Source organism: Rhodococcus sp. FW305-130, from assembly GCF_058788335.1.
This window is the reverse complement of the sequence record NZ_JBYTAP010000004.1, coordinates 590510-605860: the sequence shown is the minus strand read 5'-3', so window position 1 is coordinate 605860 and position 15351 is coordinate 590510. Positions and strand designations below refer to the sequence as shown.

Genomic DNA, 15351 nt, shown 5'->3' with positions numbered 1-15351 from the left:
ACAGGTTCCGGGACACTACGATTCACACTCCCGCGACGGTTTCGCGAGCCCAACGGTAGTCGGCCTTCCCACTGGGTGAGCGGAGGATGCTGGGTACCAGCACGATCGACCGGGGGATCTTGTACCCGGCGACGTGGGTGCGGCAGTGCTCCGACAATGATTCCGTCGCAACATCTTCGAACCCCGGCCGAACCTGCACGACAGCGGCAACCTTCTCACCGAATCGTGCGTCGGGCGCGCCCGCTACCAAGGCGTCGAAAACTGCCGGGTGAGTTTTGAGCGCCTGCTCCACTTCTTCGGGGTAGACCTTCTCGCCGCCGGAGTTGATGCACATCGAACCGCGCCCGAGCAGCACGATGGTTCCGTCGGCTTCCATCGTGCCCATGTCCCCGAGTACCGCCAGACGCACCCCGTCGACGACAGGAAAAGTTGCAGCAGTCTTGGCGGGGTCGTCGAAGTAGGCCACGGGGACATGGCCGGCCCTGGCGATGAACCCGGTTGTGCCCGAGCCTGGTTCGATGCGACGAAATTCGTCGTCGACAAGAATCATGTTGGGGTTGGATCGAATTCGCTTTGAACCGTCCTCACCGAATTCGACGACGCCGTCGTTGCCGGATTCCGAAGCACCGAAGGCATCCTTGATCACCAGTCCCGGTAATCGGGTTGTCAGTTCTGCCTTCAGGTTCGGGGAGAACAATGCGCCACCCGACCCGATCAGTTTGAGAGTCGAAAGATCGTACCGGCCTTCGCTTGCGGCGATGGCGTCGGCGATCGGCCGAGCAATCGCGTCTCCGACGACGGTGATTCCGGTGATCTTCTCGGCCTCGACCAGTCGCAGCACTTCCGTCGGATCGAAGCTGCGAGTCAGCACTCGGGGCGCTCCCATGAGGAAAGCCGTGAGCAGTGAATAGATCGCGGCTCCATGCATGAGCGGCGGGATTAGTAGCAGCACAGTCGGATTGGTGTTCGCCACGGCCGCATCCACAACCTCTTCGAGGCTCCGACGCGGCGGCCCGCTGAGGTTCGCTCCGGACAGCGCGGCGAAGAAGAAGTCCTCGTGCCGCCACACCACGCCCTTGGGCATTCCGGTGGTGCCGCCGGTGTAAATGATGAAATGGTCGTCGTTGCTTCGCGGGCCGAAGTCGCGAGTATCAGTCTGCGCGGCAAGGGCGTTCTCATAGTCGTCGCCGACGATCAGCACGTGGGAGATCTCCGGACACTGCGGAACCACGGCCAATGCCGTCGGCGCGAATTCCTCTTCGACGAGTAATGCCACCATTTGAGAGTTGGTGTAGATGTACAGGAGTTCTGCATCGGTATAGCGGAAGTTGACGTTGATCGGCACTGCTCTGATCTTCAAGCAAGCCAGGAGCGCTTCGACGTACTCGACGCAGTTACGCATGTGAATACCGACGTGCTGCCCCGGCTCGACGCCGACGGACTGCAGATGATGTGCGAGTCGGTTCGATCGCAGTTCGAGTTCGGCGTAGTTCAACCGGGCGTCTTCCAGAATCAAGGGAACCCGATCGGGGATCGCATCGGCAACGGCCTCGAACAGATCGGCAATGTTCAGGGTCATCGAAATCCTCACTACACGCGTCTTCGCTTACCAGTACAGGTCTTTCGCGAAGCTAACACGTTGGTCGCACCCTGTAGTCCGAATTGCGTAGCGGTCCCGCTGAGCGAGACCTGACGCGCTGCTCACCTGATATCAACGGTGCGGATACCTCTCCGAGCAAGCCCGATAGCCGGAAGGTAGGGTAGCCTAATGCATTCACGCACCACTCTCCGGAGCCGCACGTCGGTCCGGGTCGCCATGGTTGCCCTGGCGACTGTTTTTGCCGCTACGGCCTGCGGTTCTTCCGACGCCGGCGGCAACGCAAACGGCAACACCGATGTCGCAACCGGCGGCAAGCTGTTCAGCACCGCCGACACGGAAACCGCGAAGCTCGGCAGCGATGCTGCGCCCGGCGAGTTCCCACGCACCATCACCCATGCTCTGGGCGAGACCACCCTCGAGGCCAAGCCGACCCGTGTCGTCGTCCTCGACAGCGGCGAACTCGACGAGGTCCTCTCGCTCGGGATCACCCCGGTCGGCATCGCCAGCCCGGAAAGTGCCGCCGGTCAGCCGTCGTACCTGGCTGACAAATTGGTCGGCGTCCCCGATGTCGGCACGACCAACAACCTCAACCTCGAGGCGATCACCGCACTGCAGCCAGATCTGATCCTCGGCAGCAAGTTGCGCCAGGACAAGCTTTACCCGCAGCTCGCGGCAATCGCGCCGACGGTCTTCAGCATCCGCCCCGGCTTCCCGTGGAAGGAGAACTTCCTCCTTGCCGGTGACGCACTCGGCGAGGAGACCAAGGCCGAGCAGGTTCTCAACGACTACCAGGCGCACGCGGATCAGGTCCGTGAGTCGATCGACGGTTCGCCGACTATCTCGCTGGTTCGCTTCATGTCCGGGAAGCTGCGCCTGTACGGCAACCTGTCGTTCATCGGCGTCATCTTGAAGGATGTCGGCCTGCCACGCCCGGCGATCCAGGACATCAACGAGTTGGCCGTCGAGGTCAGCCCGGAAACGATCACCGAGGCAGAGGGTGACCGAATCTTCTACTCCAGCTACGGAAATCCCGCAGACACCGGTCAGACCACCGTTGTCGCCGGTCCGCTGTGGGCAAGCATGGACGCAGTCAAGGAAGGCCGCGCCACCGAGGTGAGTGACGAGACCTGGTTCCTGGGCCTCGGCCCGACAGGCGCAGGCCTGGTTCTCGACGACCTGCAGGCCAAGCTCGGCAAGTAGCCGTCACCGACACAAAAAAGCCGCCCGACTCTCCGGAGTCGGGCGGCTTTTTTGTTCAGCGGTTGTCCTGCTCGAGGTGTTCGTTCATCGTCGAGTGCAGGTCGACGAGAAATTCCTCGAATCGACTGAGCAGTTCGGGCGGGTATTTCTCCATCATGGCGTCGAGTCGCACGGCAAGTGGACCGAAGAACTCGTCCGCGAGGTCCTGCACATGCGCACTGCTGTGCAGCGTGACCACGCGACGGTCTGCATTCTCACGGGTCCGGACGATATGTCCCGCCTTCTCCAGGCGGTTGAGCAACGCGGTGGTTGCGCCCGACGTCAGCGAGATCCGCTCTCCGAGGCGGGCGGGCGAGAGCGGCGTCCCCTTCTCCTCGGCAGCTGTGATTTCCATCAAGGCAGTCGCGTCGGTGGAATGCAGGCCGAGCCACGACGCGAATCGATGACTGAATTCGGTGAACGTCCCACCGTACGCGCGGAATTCGTCCATCAGCCGCTCCCGCTCCACGGAGATGTCGCGCGGTGCTTCCACCCCGTGATCCCACCTTTCCTGTGCCAGACGGCGGCCGGTCGAGCCCAGCGCGCACGTTGACAACTTACCGCCTCAAATATACCTTCACTGTGAAGTTACTTCACAATGGAGGTTTATTCGTGAACATCTCACCCACCACTCGCAAGTGGTTGGGCCTGATCGCCATCGCACTCGGCGTGGCACTGATCGTCGTCGACACCACTATCGTCAACGTCATAGTTCCCTCGATCATCGAAGATCTCGGGATCAACTCCGTTCAGGCTCAATGGATCCAAGAGTCCTACGCAATCGTGTTCGCGGCGCTCCTGCTATTGGTCGGCAGAGTTGCGGACCTGGTCGGCGCCCGTCGCATCTTCATCGCCGGTGTCGTCGTGTTCGGCGCAACGAGCCTACTGGCCGGACTGGCACCGAACGGCGGCCTGCTCATCCTGGCGCGATTCCTGCAGGGCGCCGGCGCGGCCATGATCCTGCCCACCTCACTGTCACTTCTGAACGCGATGTTCACCGGCAAAGCCCGCGGCCAGGCCTTCGCAGTCTGGGGTTCCACCATCGGTGCAGCCTCCGCTCTCGGCCCATTGCTCGGCGGCTGGCTTGCCGAACATGCCTCATGGCGTTGGGCATTCGGCATCAATATTCCGCTTGCTGCGCTCATTCTGATCGGCGCAGTGCTGTTCATCGCGCCCTCACCCCGCACCGCTGGACGCATCGACGCCACCGGAGCGGCACTGTCCATCGCCGGCCTGGGCCTGCTCGCCTTCGGCCTCGTCGAGGGACGTACGTATGGGTGGCTGACGACGAAGGAACCCTTCGATCTGTTCGGCCTGTCATGGTCCAGCGGACCGTCGCCGGTTCTGGTGGCATTGGTTCTCGCCGTTCTGTCGCTCGGTGCGTTCGCCTACCGCCAAACCATGCTCACCCGCAGCGACGATCCGTCGCGGGCGCTGATGGACGTACGACTGTTCTCCATCTCGTCGTTCCGCAACGGCAACATCGCGACGCTGATCATCGGACTCGGTGAGTTCGGAATCGTTGCGGTGCTTCCTCTCTGGCTTCAGTTCACGCTCGGGTACAGCGCACTCCAGGCAGGGCTCGCGCTGGTTCCCATTGCCATCGGCAGCTTCGTCGCCAGTGGTGCGAGCTTCGGAATGGCGTCGAAGGTCTCGCCGTTGGGCTTGGTCCGTATCGGTTTGGCCCTCGAAGCGCTCGGTCTCGCCGGTCTCGGATTCATCGCGGCGACAGACAGCCCCTGGTGGACTATCGCCGCAGTGCTCTTCTTCTACGGCATCGGTGTCGGTTTTGCGACTGCGCAGGTGACCAACGTCGTGCTCGAGGAGATTCCCGAGCAGAGCGCCGGTCAAGGCTCCGGCATTCAGAGTGCGTTCCGCCAACTCGGATCCGCACTGGGCATCGCTGTCCTCACCACGGTCTTCTTCAGCACTCTCAATTCCACGCTGAACAACGACCTCACCGAATCCGGTGTCGACCAAGCTCAGGCTGATCAGTTGACGCGTGCTGTCACCGACAGCGCGGGCGCCGCCATCGACTCGCTGGCCGGGTCACCGAGCACCGCTTTCGTCGCCGACGCTGCACAGTCTGCAATGACTCACGGGATCACACTCGGCGGATACCTTGCGGCCGGATTTGTCGTGGTCGGCCTGATCGCCACCGCGCTCATCCCGAACAAGCCTGCCCCGTCGACCGAGGAGGAAACAAAGGCAGCAGCCGACGCCTGACGGCCGGATCGGTGCAGTACGGTGCCGGTATGCGATTGCCCTGGTCACGGTCAGCACCGTCACGGTCAGCACGGTCACGTCAGCCTGCAACGGTGCTCAGCGCGGCCGACATCGTGGCCGTCCGTGAGCAAGCACGCGAATTGGTAGTCCCCGGGTTCGCGACGTTCGATGAAATCTGCGAAGCCGCCCGAGACTGTGTCGAGGGCGGTTTCGAGAACGATGAACTCGGCAGACAGATCGACGCAGTAGTGCGTGAGGTCTGGGACCAAAGGCTCGGGGAGCAGACCCAGTGGACGGGTCCCGGCGACTTCGAGCGCGTATCCGCCGCCTTCGCAGAACTCGAGCGCAACGGCATCGTGGCTCGCATGAACTTCACCTGCTGCATGCAGTGCGGCACTACCGAAATCGACGACGAACGCACGCCGTCCGAACCGGACGAGAACGGGTATCCCTTTGCTCAGTGGGCGTACACGTTCTTCCACATGCAAGATGCGGAGCGTCTCGGCGACGAGCCGTCCGATCTCTACTTGTCCTACAGTGCGTTTCGTCCGGCCCACGATCTCGATCCCGCGCTGGTCTCCGCCGCGTTCGGCGGCGACGAAACCGCCAAGGCACAGATGATCGCGCACACCGATCAGACCGTCGGGCGCCAGGTAGCCGACGCACTCCGCGCCCAGGGACTGAGCGTCGACTGGAACGGTGACAACAATCAGCGCATCCGTGTCACCGACGTATGTTGGCGCAAACCGCCCCCGCAGTAAAAGATTCAGCTGGGTGGCAATACGCGGTCGATGAACGTATTGCTGAATACGCGGTGGGGGTCGTGTTCGTCCAGAGTGGCGAGAGCGAAGTCCCAGTTCCCGTCGCCACCGGCGCGGAAGGTGGCAGGCACTGTACTGGTGAGGAATTCGTCGTCCTGGTACGCCGCCTGATCGGTGAATGCCCACCCCTTGGACCACTCCGGACGGAAAGTCGCGTAATCGCCGGAGTAGTTCGCGACCATCCACCGTTCCATCTCGCGAAGGAACGCGGGCAATCCCGCGGTGCCGGGAATCGAGACCACGTTCATCCAGATCGCCGTATCCCAGTCCTGACGATCCGCCCGGGGCCGCACCGCTGACAGATCCGGCACGCCGGCGCTGTCGACAAGGACTTCGCCACTGTCATCGACACCACAGAGACGCACTTCGAACGGCATGTTGACGGGATACTGCCCCAGCGACGCGTAGTGCGTCATTCGCTCGTTCAACCAACTCGTCATCTCGTGGACGACTCGGCCGATGTTGGACCGCTTGGTGATCACCGCGCCGCCGCCCGCTACTACGCGCAACGTCGTGTGCCGCAGGTAGAACAGAACATCTTTTGACCAGCCCCACAGATCGTCGGTGTCGGTCAGCGCCAATCCTGCTGCTACAGCTCCGAACTGAGAGGCGCCGAACAGCGGTGTCGCAGCTTGAAGGCCCTGCGCCACCATCCCCAACGGGGTGGTGACTTCTTCGGGAATCGCGTCGGAGAAGAAGTAGTTGTACGGCCCGCTCACCTCTCGGGACTCCGGTGGTTTGACCGGGGTCGGCGTCCAGATCTTGAGCCACGGTGTTTGCGTGAACGGGAACCAGATCGCCTCCACCCGTCCGGATTTCTCGACAAAACTCTCGTAGGTACGCCCTGGCGAACCGGGAGCAGCAAAGAGTTCTTGCCACGGAATGTCGGTGAAACTCCGGCACCGCAGCCGATAATTCTCCCCGGCTTGCAGCGTCACGGAGGTGACGAAGGTTCGGCCCAGGTGAGTCAGGAAAGCCGTGATCTCGTCATCTGATCGGTGAAAAGTCTTCAGCCCGTATCGATTGCGGCCTTCGTCCCACGCCACCACCGTGATCTCGGTGATCAGATTGCTCAGCGAACCATACGATTGACCAGGGGTGATCGTCTCCCCCACCGCCGGATAGGTTGCCCCGTGAGCGCCGATCGCCAGCGCGCCGGCGATGGACAGCTCACCGATCGCCGGAGCGTTGGCCCAGCCGAGCCCCTCGCGCTCGAGCGCTGTCAGAATCGCTTCGATACTGGCGCCGGCGCCCGCCGTGACTGTTGCGGGCGTGCCGTGCTGCACCACAACCGAATTCAAGTTCGCCATCGTATCGACCAGCAGAACTCGATCCGAAGGCGCGCCGGGCACCACCGTCAACGGACTCCACCCGTGCATCGTTCCCTTCGCACGCACTGTGTACCCGTTGTCGAACGCCCAGTTGGCGAGGGTGACGACGTCGTCGCTGTGACGCGCCGTCGCCGTCCACACACTCTCGAGCATGATTTCTCGCGACCAGTTCGCGTATGCCTGCTGTGACAACGGAATGTCCGACGGAAATCCGGGCGGTGGCGCGATGGTCGATGCCGAGCCCCAGGGAACAGCTCCCGCCGGTGCCCAGGAAATACCCGCGAGAGCAGCTGCGCCGACACTCGCTGCGAGAAATCCGCGCCGGCTCACACTGTCTTCTCTCGAGCTGTGCTCCGCCTTGCGCTCTGCTTGATGCACCACTGCTCACTCCGTCAGCCGACTCGGTTCATGTCAGGGACGAACGTAGAACAAATATGATTACGATGCCAGTGGTTCCGTAATAAAAGATTTAGATGCTCACTGCACCATCGGAGCGAAGACGGCGTAGATCGCTTCCGGGGCGCCGTCGAAAGCACTGATGATCAACCAGGCAGTCAGGACCGTCAGCGCCGGCCCGATCAGAATCTTCTCGAGGTTCCCACCTGCGCGGATGGACAGAAATGACGGCAGCCGTTGTTCCCACCACCGCTTGCCGCCGAGCGGAATCAGGGGCGCGAGAAACGGCACCCCTTCCTTGGTGATCGCATCGCCGAGACAGTGTGTGGCGCAGCCCAGTGCCACTGCAACACCTAGCCCGGTGGATCCGGCCTCACTCGGATACCACTGCCAGGTGAGGGCCGAGAGCACCAACGCAACGGCGGAGACGGCGAGCCACCCCTTCTCCTTGGCCAATTCACCCGCCAATCCTCGGATCGCCAACCCGAGGCAGAAGAACAGGGTGATGATGATGGCGGGCTTCCCGAACTGAACAACCAGCGCCGAGACCCCGGCCCCAAGACCGGCGGCAAACAGCGCGGTGTGCGTGAGCGTCCGATGCCCACCACGACGCTTGCCGTCCTTCTTGCCTTTGGTGATGCGGTAGAAGGTCACCGAAATTGCGTCGATACCTTTGGCCAGCGCTTTGCTGATCGGACCGAATGATCGGGAAACCGTCGACTGACCGGTATCGAGGTCGGGAAGCAAGGCGGCTCCCGCGCACACACCGGCAAAGGTCAAGGTTTCAGCGGTGGATGTGGGCCCTCCCCAATCGAGAGGCAACAACTCTGCAACCACCAACCCCACAGCAGCACCGGACATCGCGTGGGTGGGGCCCATGACCATGAAACACAACACCTTTCGAAACGCGCCCCGCATCAGGCCGTACCGCACCCTCTGCAAGACACCACACACATGACGCCGTCGGCGACGGTCTCGGCATGCTCGCCGAGACCGCCCCGAACGTAGCAAGTGCTACCGACAGGGTTGACCAACCTCCGGACCCGGTTGAGTACGGCCGTACCGTTCCAGGTCAAAGCGGTTCATGCGGAGCTTTTTTCGCTCGTCAGCCCGCAGCAACCGCGCATGACAGGGCAACGCCTTCCTCCAGCGGAGCGACGCCTGCCATGTTGAGCACCTCTGCCGGAACACCCTCGATCGCCGGAGCCCATTCGACGGTCGGCAACGCCGGCACCCCTTCACGCGCAATGAATGTCGCGGCGTCGCCAGGGACTTCGATCGTGATTGCGGCTGTGCCCGCCTCCTCGGCGCGCACAACCTTGCCCTCGTCGATGAGCTTCTGCAGCTCCTCGTCGGAAATCGGCGTCGCGGCACCACACGCTACTTCCGGTGCCACACCTGCCTCTGACGGAGCGGTCGCGATCGATCGCACCGCCACCGGCGACCCGTCGGAAATCGGGTTGGAAGCCCAGGCGATTCCCGGCGCCACGGCCATACCGAGGACCGCCACCGACGCCACCACCACACCGGTCCGGCTGGCCCGCTTGCCGTTCACTTTCAATCGCGTCATCGTTGTTCTCCTTGATCGAACGTTCTCGAATTCTCGGCGCGGTCGCATCCGAGAAACCCGAGGTTATGAAGCCGACACTGCAGATCTGTTGTCGGTTTCTTAGGAGTTGATGAGAATGCGGCGGCCCTCGCTCCGAGCGAGGCCCCAGGTCGCAATCCGATGGCACCATGGCTGGAGTGAGTACACGCGAGCGCATCCTGATCGTTGACGACGACGCGAAGGTTCTGAATTCGCTCGAACGTGGACTCCGATTGTCGGGCTTCGACACGGCAACTGCCGTCGACGGACGATCGGCCTTGTCATCGGTGAACAAGCAGTGCCCGGCCGCACTCGTTCTCGACGTCAACATGCCCGGCCTCGACGGCGTCGGGGTGGTAACCGCCCTGCGCGCGATCGGCAACGAGGTTCCGATCTGCGTACTCAGCGCCCGAAGTTCCGTGGGTGACCGCATCGCGGGGCTGGAGGCGGGCGCCGACGACTACCTCACCAAGCCCTTCGAATTGGCCGAGCTCGTCGCCAGACTGCGCGCATTGCTACGACGCACGACGCGAGCCACTCCGTCGGTCGACCATCCGATCACGGTGGGACCGCTGACGGTCGATCTCCGTGGCCATCGAGCACACATCGACGGTAGGCGAATCGAACTCACCAAAAGAGAATTCGACCTGTTGTCGGTACTCGCCGAGCATGCCGGTGTCGTACTCAGTCGCGCACAACTCCTGCGACTCGTCTGGGGTTACGACTTCGCTGCCGACACCAATGTCGTCGACGTCTTCGTCACCTACCTACGCAAGAAACTCGAAGTCGACGGGGCGCCCCGCGTGATCCACACGGTGCGCGGAGTGGGCTTCGTCCTGAGGGCCGAACGATGAAGCGGCCGCTGTCACTTCAGACCCGGGTAGCCATCGCGTCGGGCCTGGCCGCCGGAATCGTGATTGCCGCGATCGGAATTGCGTTCGCGGTCTTCCTGCGCGTCAACGGATCCGAACAACTCGAACGCACTCTCGATTCCGTCACCCTGGGCGTCGCAGCGAGTGCGCCGAGCCCCCTGTTCATCGAAACACCAACTGCAACAACAGAACCATTCGTGGTCAGCCCTGGATTCAACGCCACGACCGTCAGCGCCTTGGCTACCACCGATGTTCGCAGTCGGGATGTTCTCGTGCCCGGCGACAGCGGCGCCGCATTGGCCGTCAGCATCCCCGAAGATCCACTGACCCAGGCAATCCGTGAACAGCAGTTCCAAGTGGCCGCTGCGGCAGTGGTCGCCATCCTTGCCGCGGCCGGGCTCGGCTGGTTCCTCACAGGCCGAGCCGTCCGGCCCCTACAGCAATTGACCGAGACCACCAGTTCGATCGGCAACAACCTCGACGTCGAAGGACTCTCGCGCCGGGCACCGTCGGTGCGCGGTACGCGCGAAGCCGAAGAACTGTCGGAGGCAATCCACAGCATGCTCAGTCGCATCGAAACCGATAGAAGCCGCACCGAAGAGGCGTTGGAGTCGGCGCGCGATTTCGCTCGCGTCTCCGCCCACGAACTACGCACACCTCTCACGTCGATGCGTACCGATCTCGAAGTTCTCGCAACACTGGATCTCACGGAAAGCCAACGCCGCGAACTCTCCAGCGAGTTATTGGAGGCGCAGCGCCAGATCGAGCGCACCCTCACCGATCTCGAGACGCTCGCCCTGGGTGAAGTGGCCGATCCGGAGGATTGTGCCGACGTCGATCTCGTGGAGGTTGCCGATCGTGCCGTCGCTGACGCCGGCCGTCTGCACCCTCAGGTCGACGTTCGTTTGAAAGCACCGGAAGAACTTTCGGTTCAGGCCTTTCCCGCGGGCATCCGTCTGGTGTTGACCAACGCCGTCACCAACTCCGTTCGGCACGGCAGTGCCGACGAAGTCGAGATCACCGTCCGATCAGGGGCTGCCACCGGTTCGGCGACGGTATACGTCGACGACAACGGCACCGTGATCGCGCCGTCGGAACGCGAAGCGATGTTCGAACGATTTGTTCGTGGTACCGGCGCCGGCGACGCCGGAAGCGGTTTGGGGTTGGCCCTCGTCGCGCAGCAGGCGCGACTGCACGGCGGTAGCGCGCGACTCGACGCGAGCCCCCTCGGCGGAACTCGATTGATTTTCTCGATCAACCCAATTCGACGTGCAGAGCCTCGAGCAGTGGCTTGGCTGCCTCGTCGAAGAATCGGTCTTGGGTATCTCCACCGATCTGTACCAGCGCCACATCGGTGAACCCGGCATCCGTGTACGCCTTGACTGCCTCCACGATGACATCGAGATCAGGGCCACACGGAATACTTTCCGCCACATCCTCTTTGCGCACGAACTGAGTCGCACCTGCGAAACTCGCCGGTGTGGGTAGTTCGGAGTTCACAGACCACCCTCCACCGAACCACCGGAACTGCTGATGAGCGCGAGCGATGGCCGTGTCGCGATCAGGATCCCACGAGATCGGAATCTGACCGATGGTCCGGCCTGCTGGCGCCAACCCGTACGCCCGTCCGTGAACATGCTTCCACTGGTGCACCAGATCCGAATCCGGTTGCACGGCAATCAGGTCATCGGCCATCGGACCGAAACGCTCGACGGACTTGTCGCCGGACATGGCCAGCGCCAGGGGAACCGGGTTCTCCGGGAGATCCCAGATCCGCGCGGACTGAACGTCGAAGTACTCCCCCTTCCAGCTCACCAGATCTCCGGCAAGCAGTGCACGAATAATGCTCACTGCTTCCTGCAGCATGTCGTGCCGGGTGTCGACGGACGGCCACCCCTCACCGACCACATGCTCGTTCAGGCTCTCGCCACTTCCCAATCCCAGTGTGAAGCGCCCGTCCGCGAGGATCTGGATCGTCGCGGCTTTCTGCGCGACCACGGCAGGGTGGTACCTGACGGTCGGACAAGTCACATACGTCATCAACCCGACTCGCTCGGTGGCATGGGCAACTGCTCCCAGCACCGACCAGGCGTAAGGCGCATGCCCCTGCTCGGTCAGCCACGGCGAGTAATGATCACTCATCACTTCGAAGTCGAAGCCGACTTCTTCGGCCCGAACTGCATGGCGGACCAGTTCTTTCGGGCCGGCCTGTTCGGTCATCAAGGTATAGCCGAATCGTGCCATCACTGATCAACTCCCGGTATCTTGGCCTGAAACGAGTTCGGAAATCACACTGCCGTCGAGGTGGTCGAGAAGGTCGCGGGCGTCGTCGTACACCTCCGCCGCACCCGCGCCGTCGAGTTCGTCGGTCGACATGCCGCCGCTGCGCACTCCCACAGCCACAACGCCTGCCGATGTCGCCGCCTTCATGTCCCAGACGGCGTCTCCGACCATGACCGCATCGCCCGCGTCGACACCTGCCTTCGCGAGCGCGATTTCGATCAGGTCCGGATCAGGCTTGGCCTCGTCGACGGATTCCGAAGAGGTCGCGGCGTAGATCATTTCGTCGATGTCGAGCGTCTGGCGCAACAACTCCAGTTCGTCGTCGGGCGCCGAGGTAGCGAGCACGACGTGCAGTCCGAGCGAGTGAACTCGGCGGATCAACTCTCGCGCTCCCGGCAGTACTCGGAGACGGTCAGCCGACTGCCGGTAGTACTTGGTGTGAAGTTCCTTGGCCCGAGGCCCGCACCCGTCGATGTCTTCGCCGAGCAACGTCTCCAGTAGTTGGTCTCCGTCCATGCCGATGCAGCGGTGCACCCGCCACGCGTCAACCGGGCGACCCACCTCGAAGAAGGCTCGCGACCACGCTTCTACATGCAGATAGTTGGAATCGACGAGCGTTCCGTCGATGTCGAAGAGAACTGCACCTGTTGCCATGGGAATTGACTGCCCAACACCTCGGTTCGCGAAACTTGTGCCCCGAGCATTCTCCGCTCGAGAAGCGGATCATGGAGAGTGCGGACAGCAGAAGTGCACGTCGAACAGGGGTGTCGTCATGGAGTCAGTGGTTGTGTTCCTTCTGGCATGCTTCGTCTACTGGTTCGCACTGCTGTAGTTGGGCAGACAAAAACGGACCGCTGCCGGGAAGTGATTTCCCTTGCAGCGGTCCGCATTCGGTAAACCTAGGTGATGCTCATGTCAGCGGGTCACTGACCTGCGCGTACACCTTCTTCGACACGCTTGCCCAAATCTGCGTCGACGTTCTTCCAGTACTCGAAGACACGCAGTAGAACTTCTTCGCTGACGCCGGCAAGGGCGTGGCCGACGATGTTGCTCACCAGGCGCTCACGAGCTGCGTCGTCGAGAACTTCACGGACCAGCGTTCCGGCCTGCGTGAAGTCGCCGTCCTCGGCGTGCTCGATGTATCCGGCGCGCACTGCCTTGCCGTCGAACGACCACAGGCCTTCGTCACCGGCAACAGACGGATCGGCGTGAGGTCCGCCGTACGAGTTGGGTGCGTACACCGGCGTCGACGGGGAATTGAAGCTGTAACGCATGGCGCCCTCCTTGGAGTAGGAGTTCACCTCGTTCTTCGGGGCGTTGACCGGCAGGTCGGCGTAGTTGGTGCCGATGCGGTAACGATGTGCGTCGGCGTAGGAGAAGACGCGACCCAGAAGCATCTTGTCCGGGCTGAATCCGATGCCGGGCACCACGTTCGACGGCTCGAAGGATGCCTGCTCGATCTGCGCGAAGAAGTTCTCCGGGTTACGGTTCAGCGTCCACTTGCCGACCTCGATCAGCGGGTAGTCCTTCTGGGACCAGACCTTGGTGAGGTCGAACGGGTTGAAGCGGTAGCCTTCGGCCTCGTCGACCGGCATGATCTGAACCTTGAGGGTCCAGCTCGGGAAATTACCGGCCTCGATGGCGTTGTACAGATCCGCGCGGTGGTAGTCGGGATCGCTACCGGCGAGGCTGTCTGCTTCTGCCTGTGTCAGGAACTCGATGCCCTGATCGGTCTTGAAGTGGTACTTCACCCAGAAGCGTTCACCCGCAGCGTTGACCCACTGGTAGGTGTGCGATCCGAAGCCGTCCATGTTGCGCCAGGTCTTCGGGATACCGCGGTCACCCATCAACCAGGTCACCTGGTGAGCCGTTTCGGGGCGCAGAGTCCAGAAGTCCCACTGCATGTCGTGGTCACGAAGACCGGAGCCTGGCAGTCGCTTCTGCGAACGGATGAAGTCGGGGAACTTGATGGCGTCCTTGATGAAGAACACCGGGGTGTTGTTGCCGACGAGGTCGTAGTTTCCCTCTTCGGTGTAGAACTTCATCGCGAAACCGCGCGGATCGCGCCAGGTGTCCGGGCTGCCCTGCTCACCGGCGACGGTGGAGAAGCGGACGAGCGACTCGGTCTTCTTACCCGGCTGCAGGAACGCGGCCTTCGTGTACTTGCTGACGTCGTGTGTGATGACGAGTTCACCGAAAGCGCCGCCGCCCTTGGCGTGGACGATGCGCTCCGGGACACGCTCGCGGTTGAACTGCGCGAGCTTCTCGATCAGGTAGTGGTCGTGAAGGAGCACCGGCCCCTGAATACCCGCGGTCAGCGATTCGTCATCACTTGCGACCGCGATACCGAAATTGTTGGTGGTGGGCTTGGTCATGGCGAAGCCTCCTAGCGTTGTGGGCTGGGCGTCAGAGGAGCGGGGCTGCATCCGAGCCGAACGCATGGGCTGCATGCGAAGGGGCTGGCTCGGAGGTTCTGGACGCATCAATTCGATTCTGCGAGACCGTGTCCGACGCGGTGTCGGATTCGGCAGAATTCTTCAGGCAATCTTCGCAACGGCCCCAGAACACGACCTCGGCTTCGTCGATTTCGAAGCCGTGATTATCGGAAGGTTCGAGGCAGGGAGCTTGGCCGACAACACAATCGACGTCGACGACCTTGCCGCAGCCGCGACAGACGAGGTGATGGTGGTTGTCACCAGTTCTCGTCTCGAACCGTGCGGGTGAACCCGCCGGCTCGATGCGTCGCAGCAATCCTGCGTTCACGCATGCCTTGAGCACGTCGTAAACGGCCTGTGTGGATACCGATCCGAGCTGCTGCCGCACGAGTGCTGCAACAGAATCGGCGTCTGAATGCGGTTGGGCTGTAACCGCATCCAGCACGGCGAGGCGCGGAGCAGTGATCCTCAACCCGACGGCGCGAAGTTGCGCTCGGGGGTCGAAGTCATGCTCTCCGTCTCGCATGTTTCCCAGTATGCCGCTTTTCTGGAATTAGTCA

At 62.5% G+C, this 15351-nt stretch carries 14 protein-coding genes; 5 read left to right on the top strand and 9 right to left on the bottom strand.

Annotated features, from left to right (window positions below):
* Positions 1-22: 22 nt before the first annotated feature.
* Complete coding sequence (locus AC3WQS_RS15915; RefSeq protein ID WP_195791602.1) at positions 23-1579, bottom strand: acyl-CoA synthetase; 1557 nt, start codon at positions 1577-1579, stop codon at positions 23-25.
* Positions 1580-1768: 189 nt separating this feature from the next.
* Here AC3WQS_RS15915 and AC3WQS_RS15910 point away from each other — a divergent pair, with 189 nt between their 5' ends.
* Positions 1769-2800: an ABC transporter substrate-binding protein gene (locus AC3WQS_RS15910; protein ID WP_060939229.1), complete on the top strand. Its 1032-nt coding sequence runs from the start codon at positions 1769-1771 to the stop codon at positions 2798-2800.
* 55 nt (positions 2801-2855) lie between these two features.
* Here AC3WQS_RS15910 and AC3WQS_RS15905 read toward each other — a convergent pair whose 3' ends face one another.
* Complete coding sequence (locus AC3WQS_RS15905) at positions 2856-3332, bottom strand: MarR family winged helix-turn-helix transcriptional regulator (RefSeq protein WP_020968249.1); 477 nt, start codon at positions 3330-3332, stop codon at positions 2856-2858.
* A gap of 119 nt (positions 3333-3451) precedes the next feature.
* On the opposite strand from AC3WQS_RS15905, the gene AC3WQS_RS15900 reads away from it, so the two are divergent.
* Complete coding sequence (locus AC3WQS_RS15900; protein ID WP_029254323.1) at positions 3452-5065, top strand: DHA2 family efflux MFS transporter permease subunit; 1614 nt, start codon at positions 3452-3454, stop codon at positions 5063-5065.
* A gap of 92 nt (positions 5066-5157) precedes the next feature.
* A complete protein-coding gene (locus AC3WQS_RS15895) occupies positions 5158-5826 on the top strand; it encodes a DUF6891 domain-containing protein (RefSeq protein ID WP_492713062.1) in 669 nt (222 codons plus the stop codon).
* Positions 5827-5831: 5 nt separating this feature from the next.
* Here the strand turns inward: AC3WQS_RS15895 and AC3WQS_RS15890 are convergent, their stop codons facing one another.
* The 3 genes from AC3WQS_RS15890 to AC3WQS_RS15880 all read right to left on the bottom strand — a co-directional run bounded on the left by AC3WQS_RS15890 (position 5832) and on the right by AC3WQS_RS15880 (position 9183).
* Positions 5832-7598 (bottom strand): cholesterol oxidase substrate-binding domain-containing protein, encoded by a 1767-nt coding sequence (locus AC3WQS_RS15890; RefSeq protein ID WP_492713063.1) that lies wholly within the window; start codon positions 7596-7598, stop codon positions 5832-5834.
* A 96-nt stretch (positions 7599-7694) separates the two neighbouring features.
* Positions 7695-8498: a metal-dependent hydrolase gene (locus AC3WQS_RS15885; RefSeq protein ID WP_069147144.1), complete on the bottom strand. Its 804-nt coding sequence runs from the start codon at positions 8496-8498 to the stop codon at positions 7695-7697.
* Between the two features lie 220 nt (positions 8499-8718).
* A complete protein-coding gene (locus AC3WQS_RS15880; RefSeq protein ID WP_019746594.1) occupies positions 8719-9183 on the bottom strand; it encodes a hypothetical protein in 465 nt (154 codons plus the stop codon).
* 167 nt (positions 9184-9350) lie between these two features.
* On the opposite strand from AC3WQS_RS15880, the gene AC3WQS_RS15875 reads away from it, so the two are divergent.
* Together AC3WQS_RS15875 and AC3WQS_RS15870 are read left to right on the top strand one after the other, a co-directional pair.
* Positions 9351-10055 (top strand): response regulator transcription factor, encoded by a 705-nt coding sequence (locus tag AC3WQS_RS15875; RefSeq protein ID WP_003943475.1) that lies wholly within the window; start codon positions 9351-9353, stop codon positions 10053-10055.
* Entirely contained in the window at positions 10052-11431 is a 1380-nt protein-coding gene (locus tag AC3WQS_RS15870; RefSeq protein WP_069147143.1) for a sensor histidine kinase, read from the top strand. The genes AC3WQS_RS15875 and AC3WQS_RS15870 overlap by 4 nt, the downstream gene beginning before the upstream one ends.
* Here the strand turns inward: AC3WQS_RS15870 and AC3WQS_RS15865 are convergent.
* The 4 genes from AC3WQS_RS15865 to AC3WQS_RS15850 all read right to left on the bottom strand — a co-directional run bounded on the left by AC3WQS_RS15865 (position 11328) and on the right by AC3WQS_RS15850 (position 15317).
* Complete coding sequence (locus AC3WQS_RS15865) at positions 11328-12317, bottom strand: LLM class F420-dependent oxidoreductase (RefSeq protein ID WP_020723628.1); 990 nt, start codon at positions 12315-12317, stop codon at positions 11328-11330. The two genes, AC3WQS_RS15870 and AC3WQS_RS15865, sit on opposite strands and share 104 nt — an antisense overlap.
* 6 nt (positions 12318-12323) lie before the next feature.
* Entirely contained in the window at positions 12324-13010 is a 687-nt protein-coding gene (locus AC3WQS_RS15860) for an HAD family hydrolase (RefSeq protein WP_030535692.1), read from the bottom strand.
* Positions 13011-13279: 269 nt separating this feature from the next.
* Positions 13280-14731, bottom strand: a complete 1452-nt coding sequence (locus tag AC3WQS_RS15855) for a catalase (protein ID WP_019746589.1) — start codon at positions 14729-14731, stop codon at positions 13280-13282.
* A gap of 31 nt (positions 14732-14762) precedes the next feature.
* Complete coding sequence (locus AC3WQS_RS15850; RefSeq protein ID WP_019746588.1) at positions 14763-15317, bottom strand: Fur family transcriptional regulator; 555 nt, start codon at positions 15315-15317, stop codon at positions 14763-14765.
* Positions 15318-15351 lie beyond the last annotated feature (34 nt).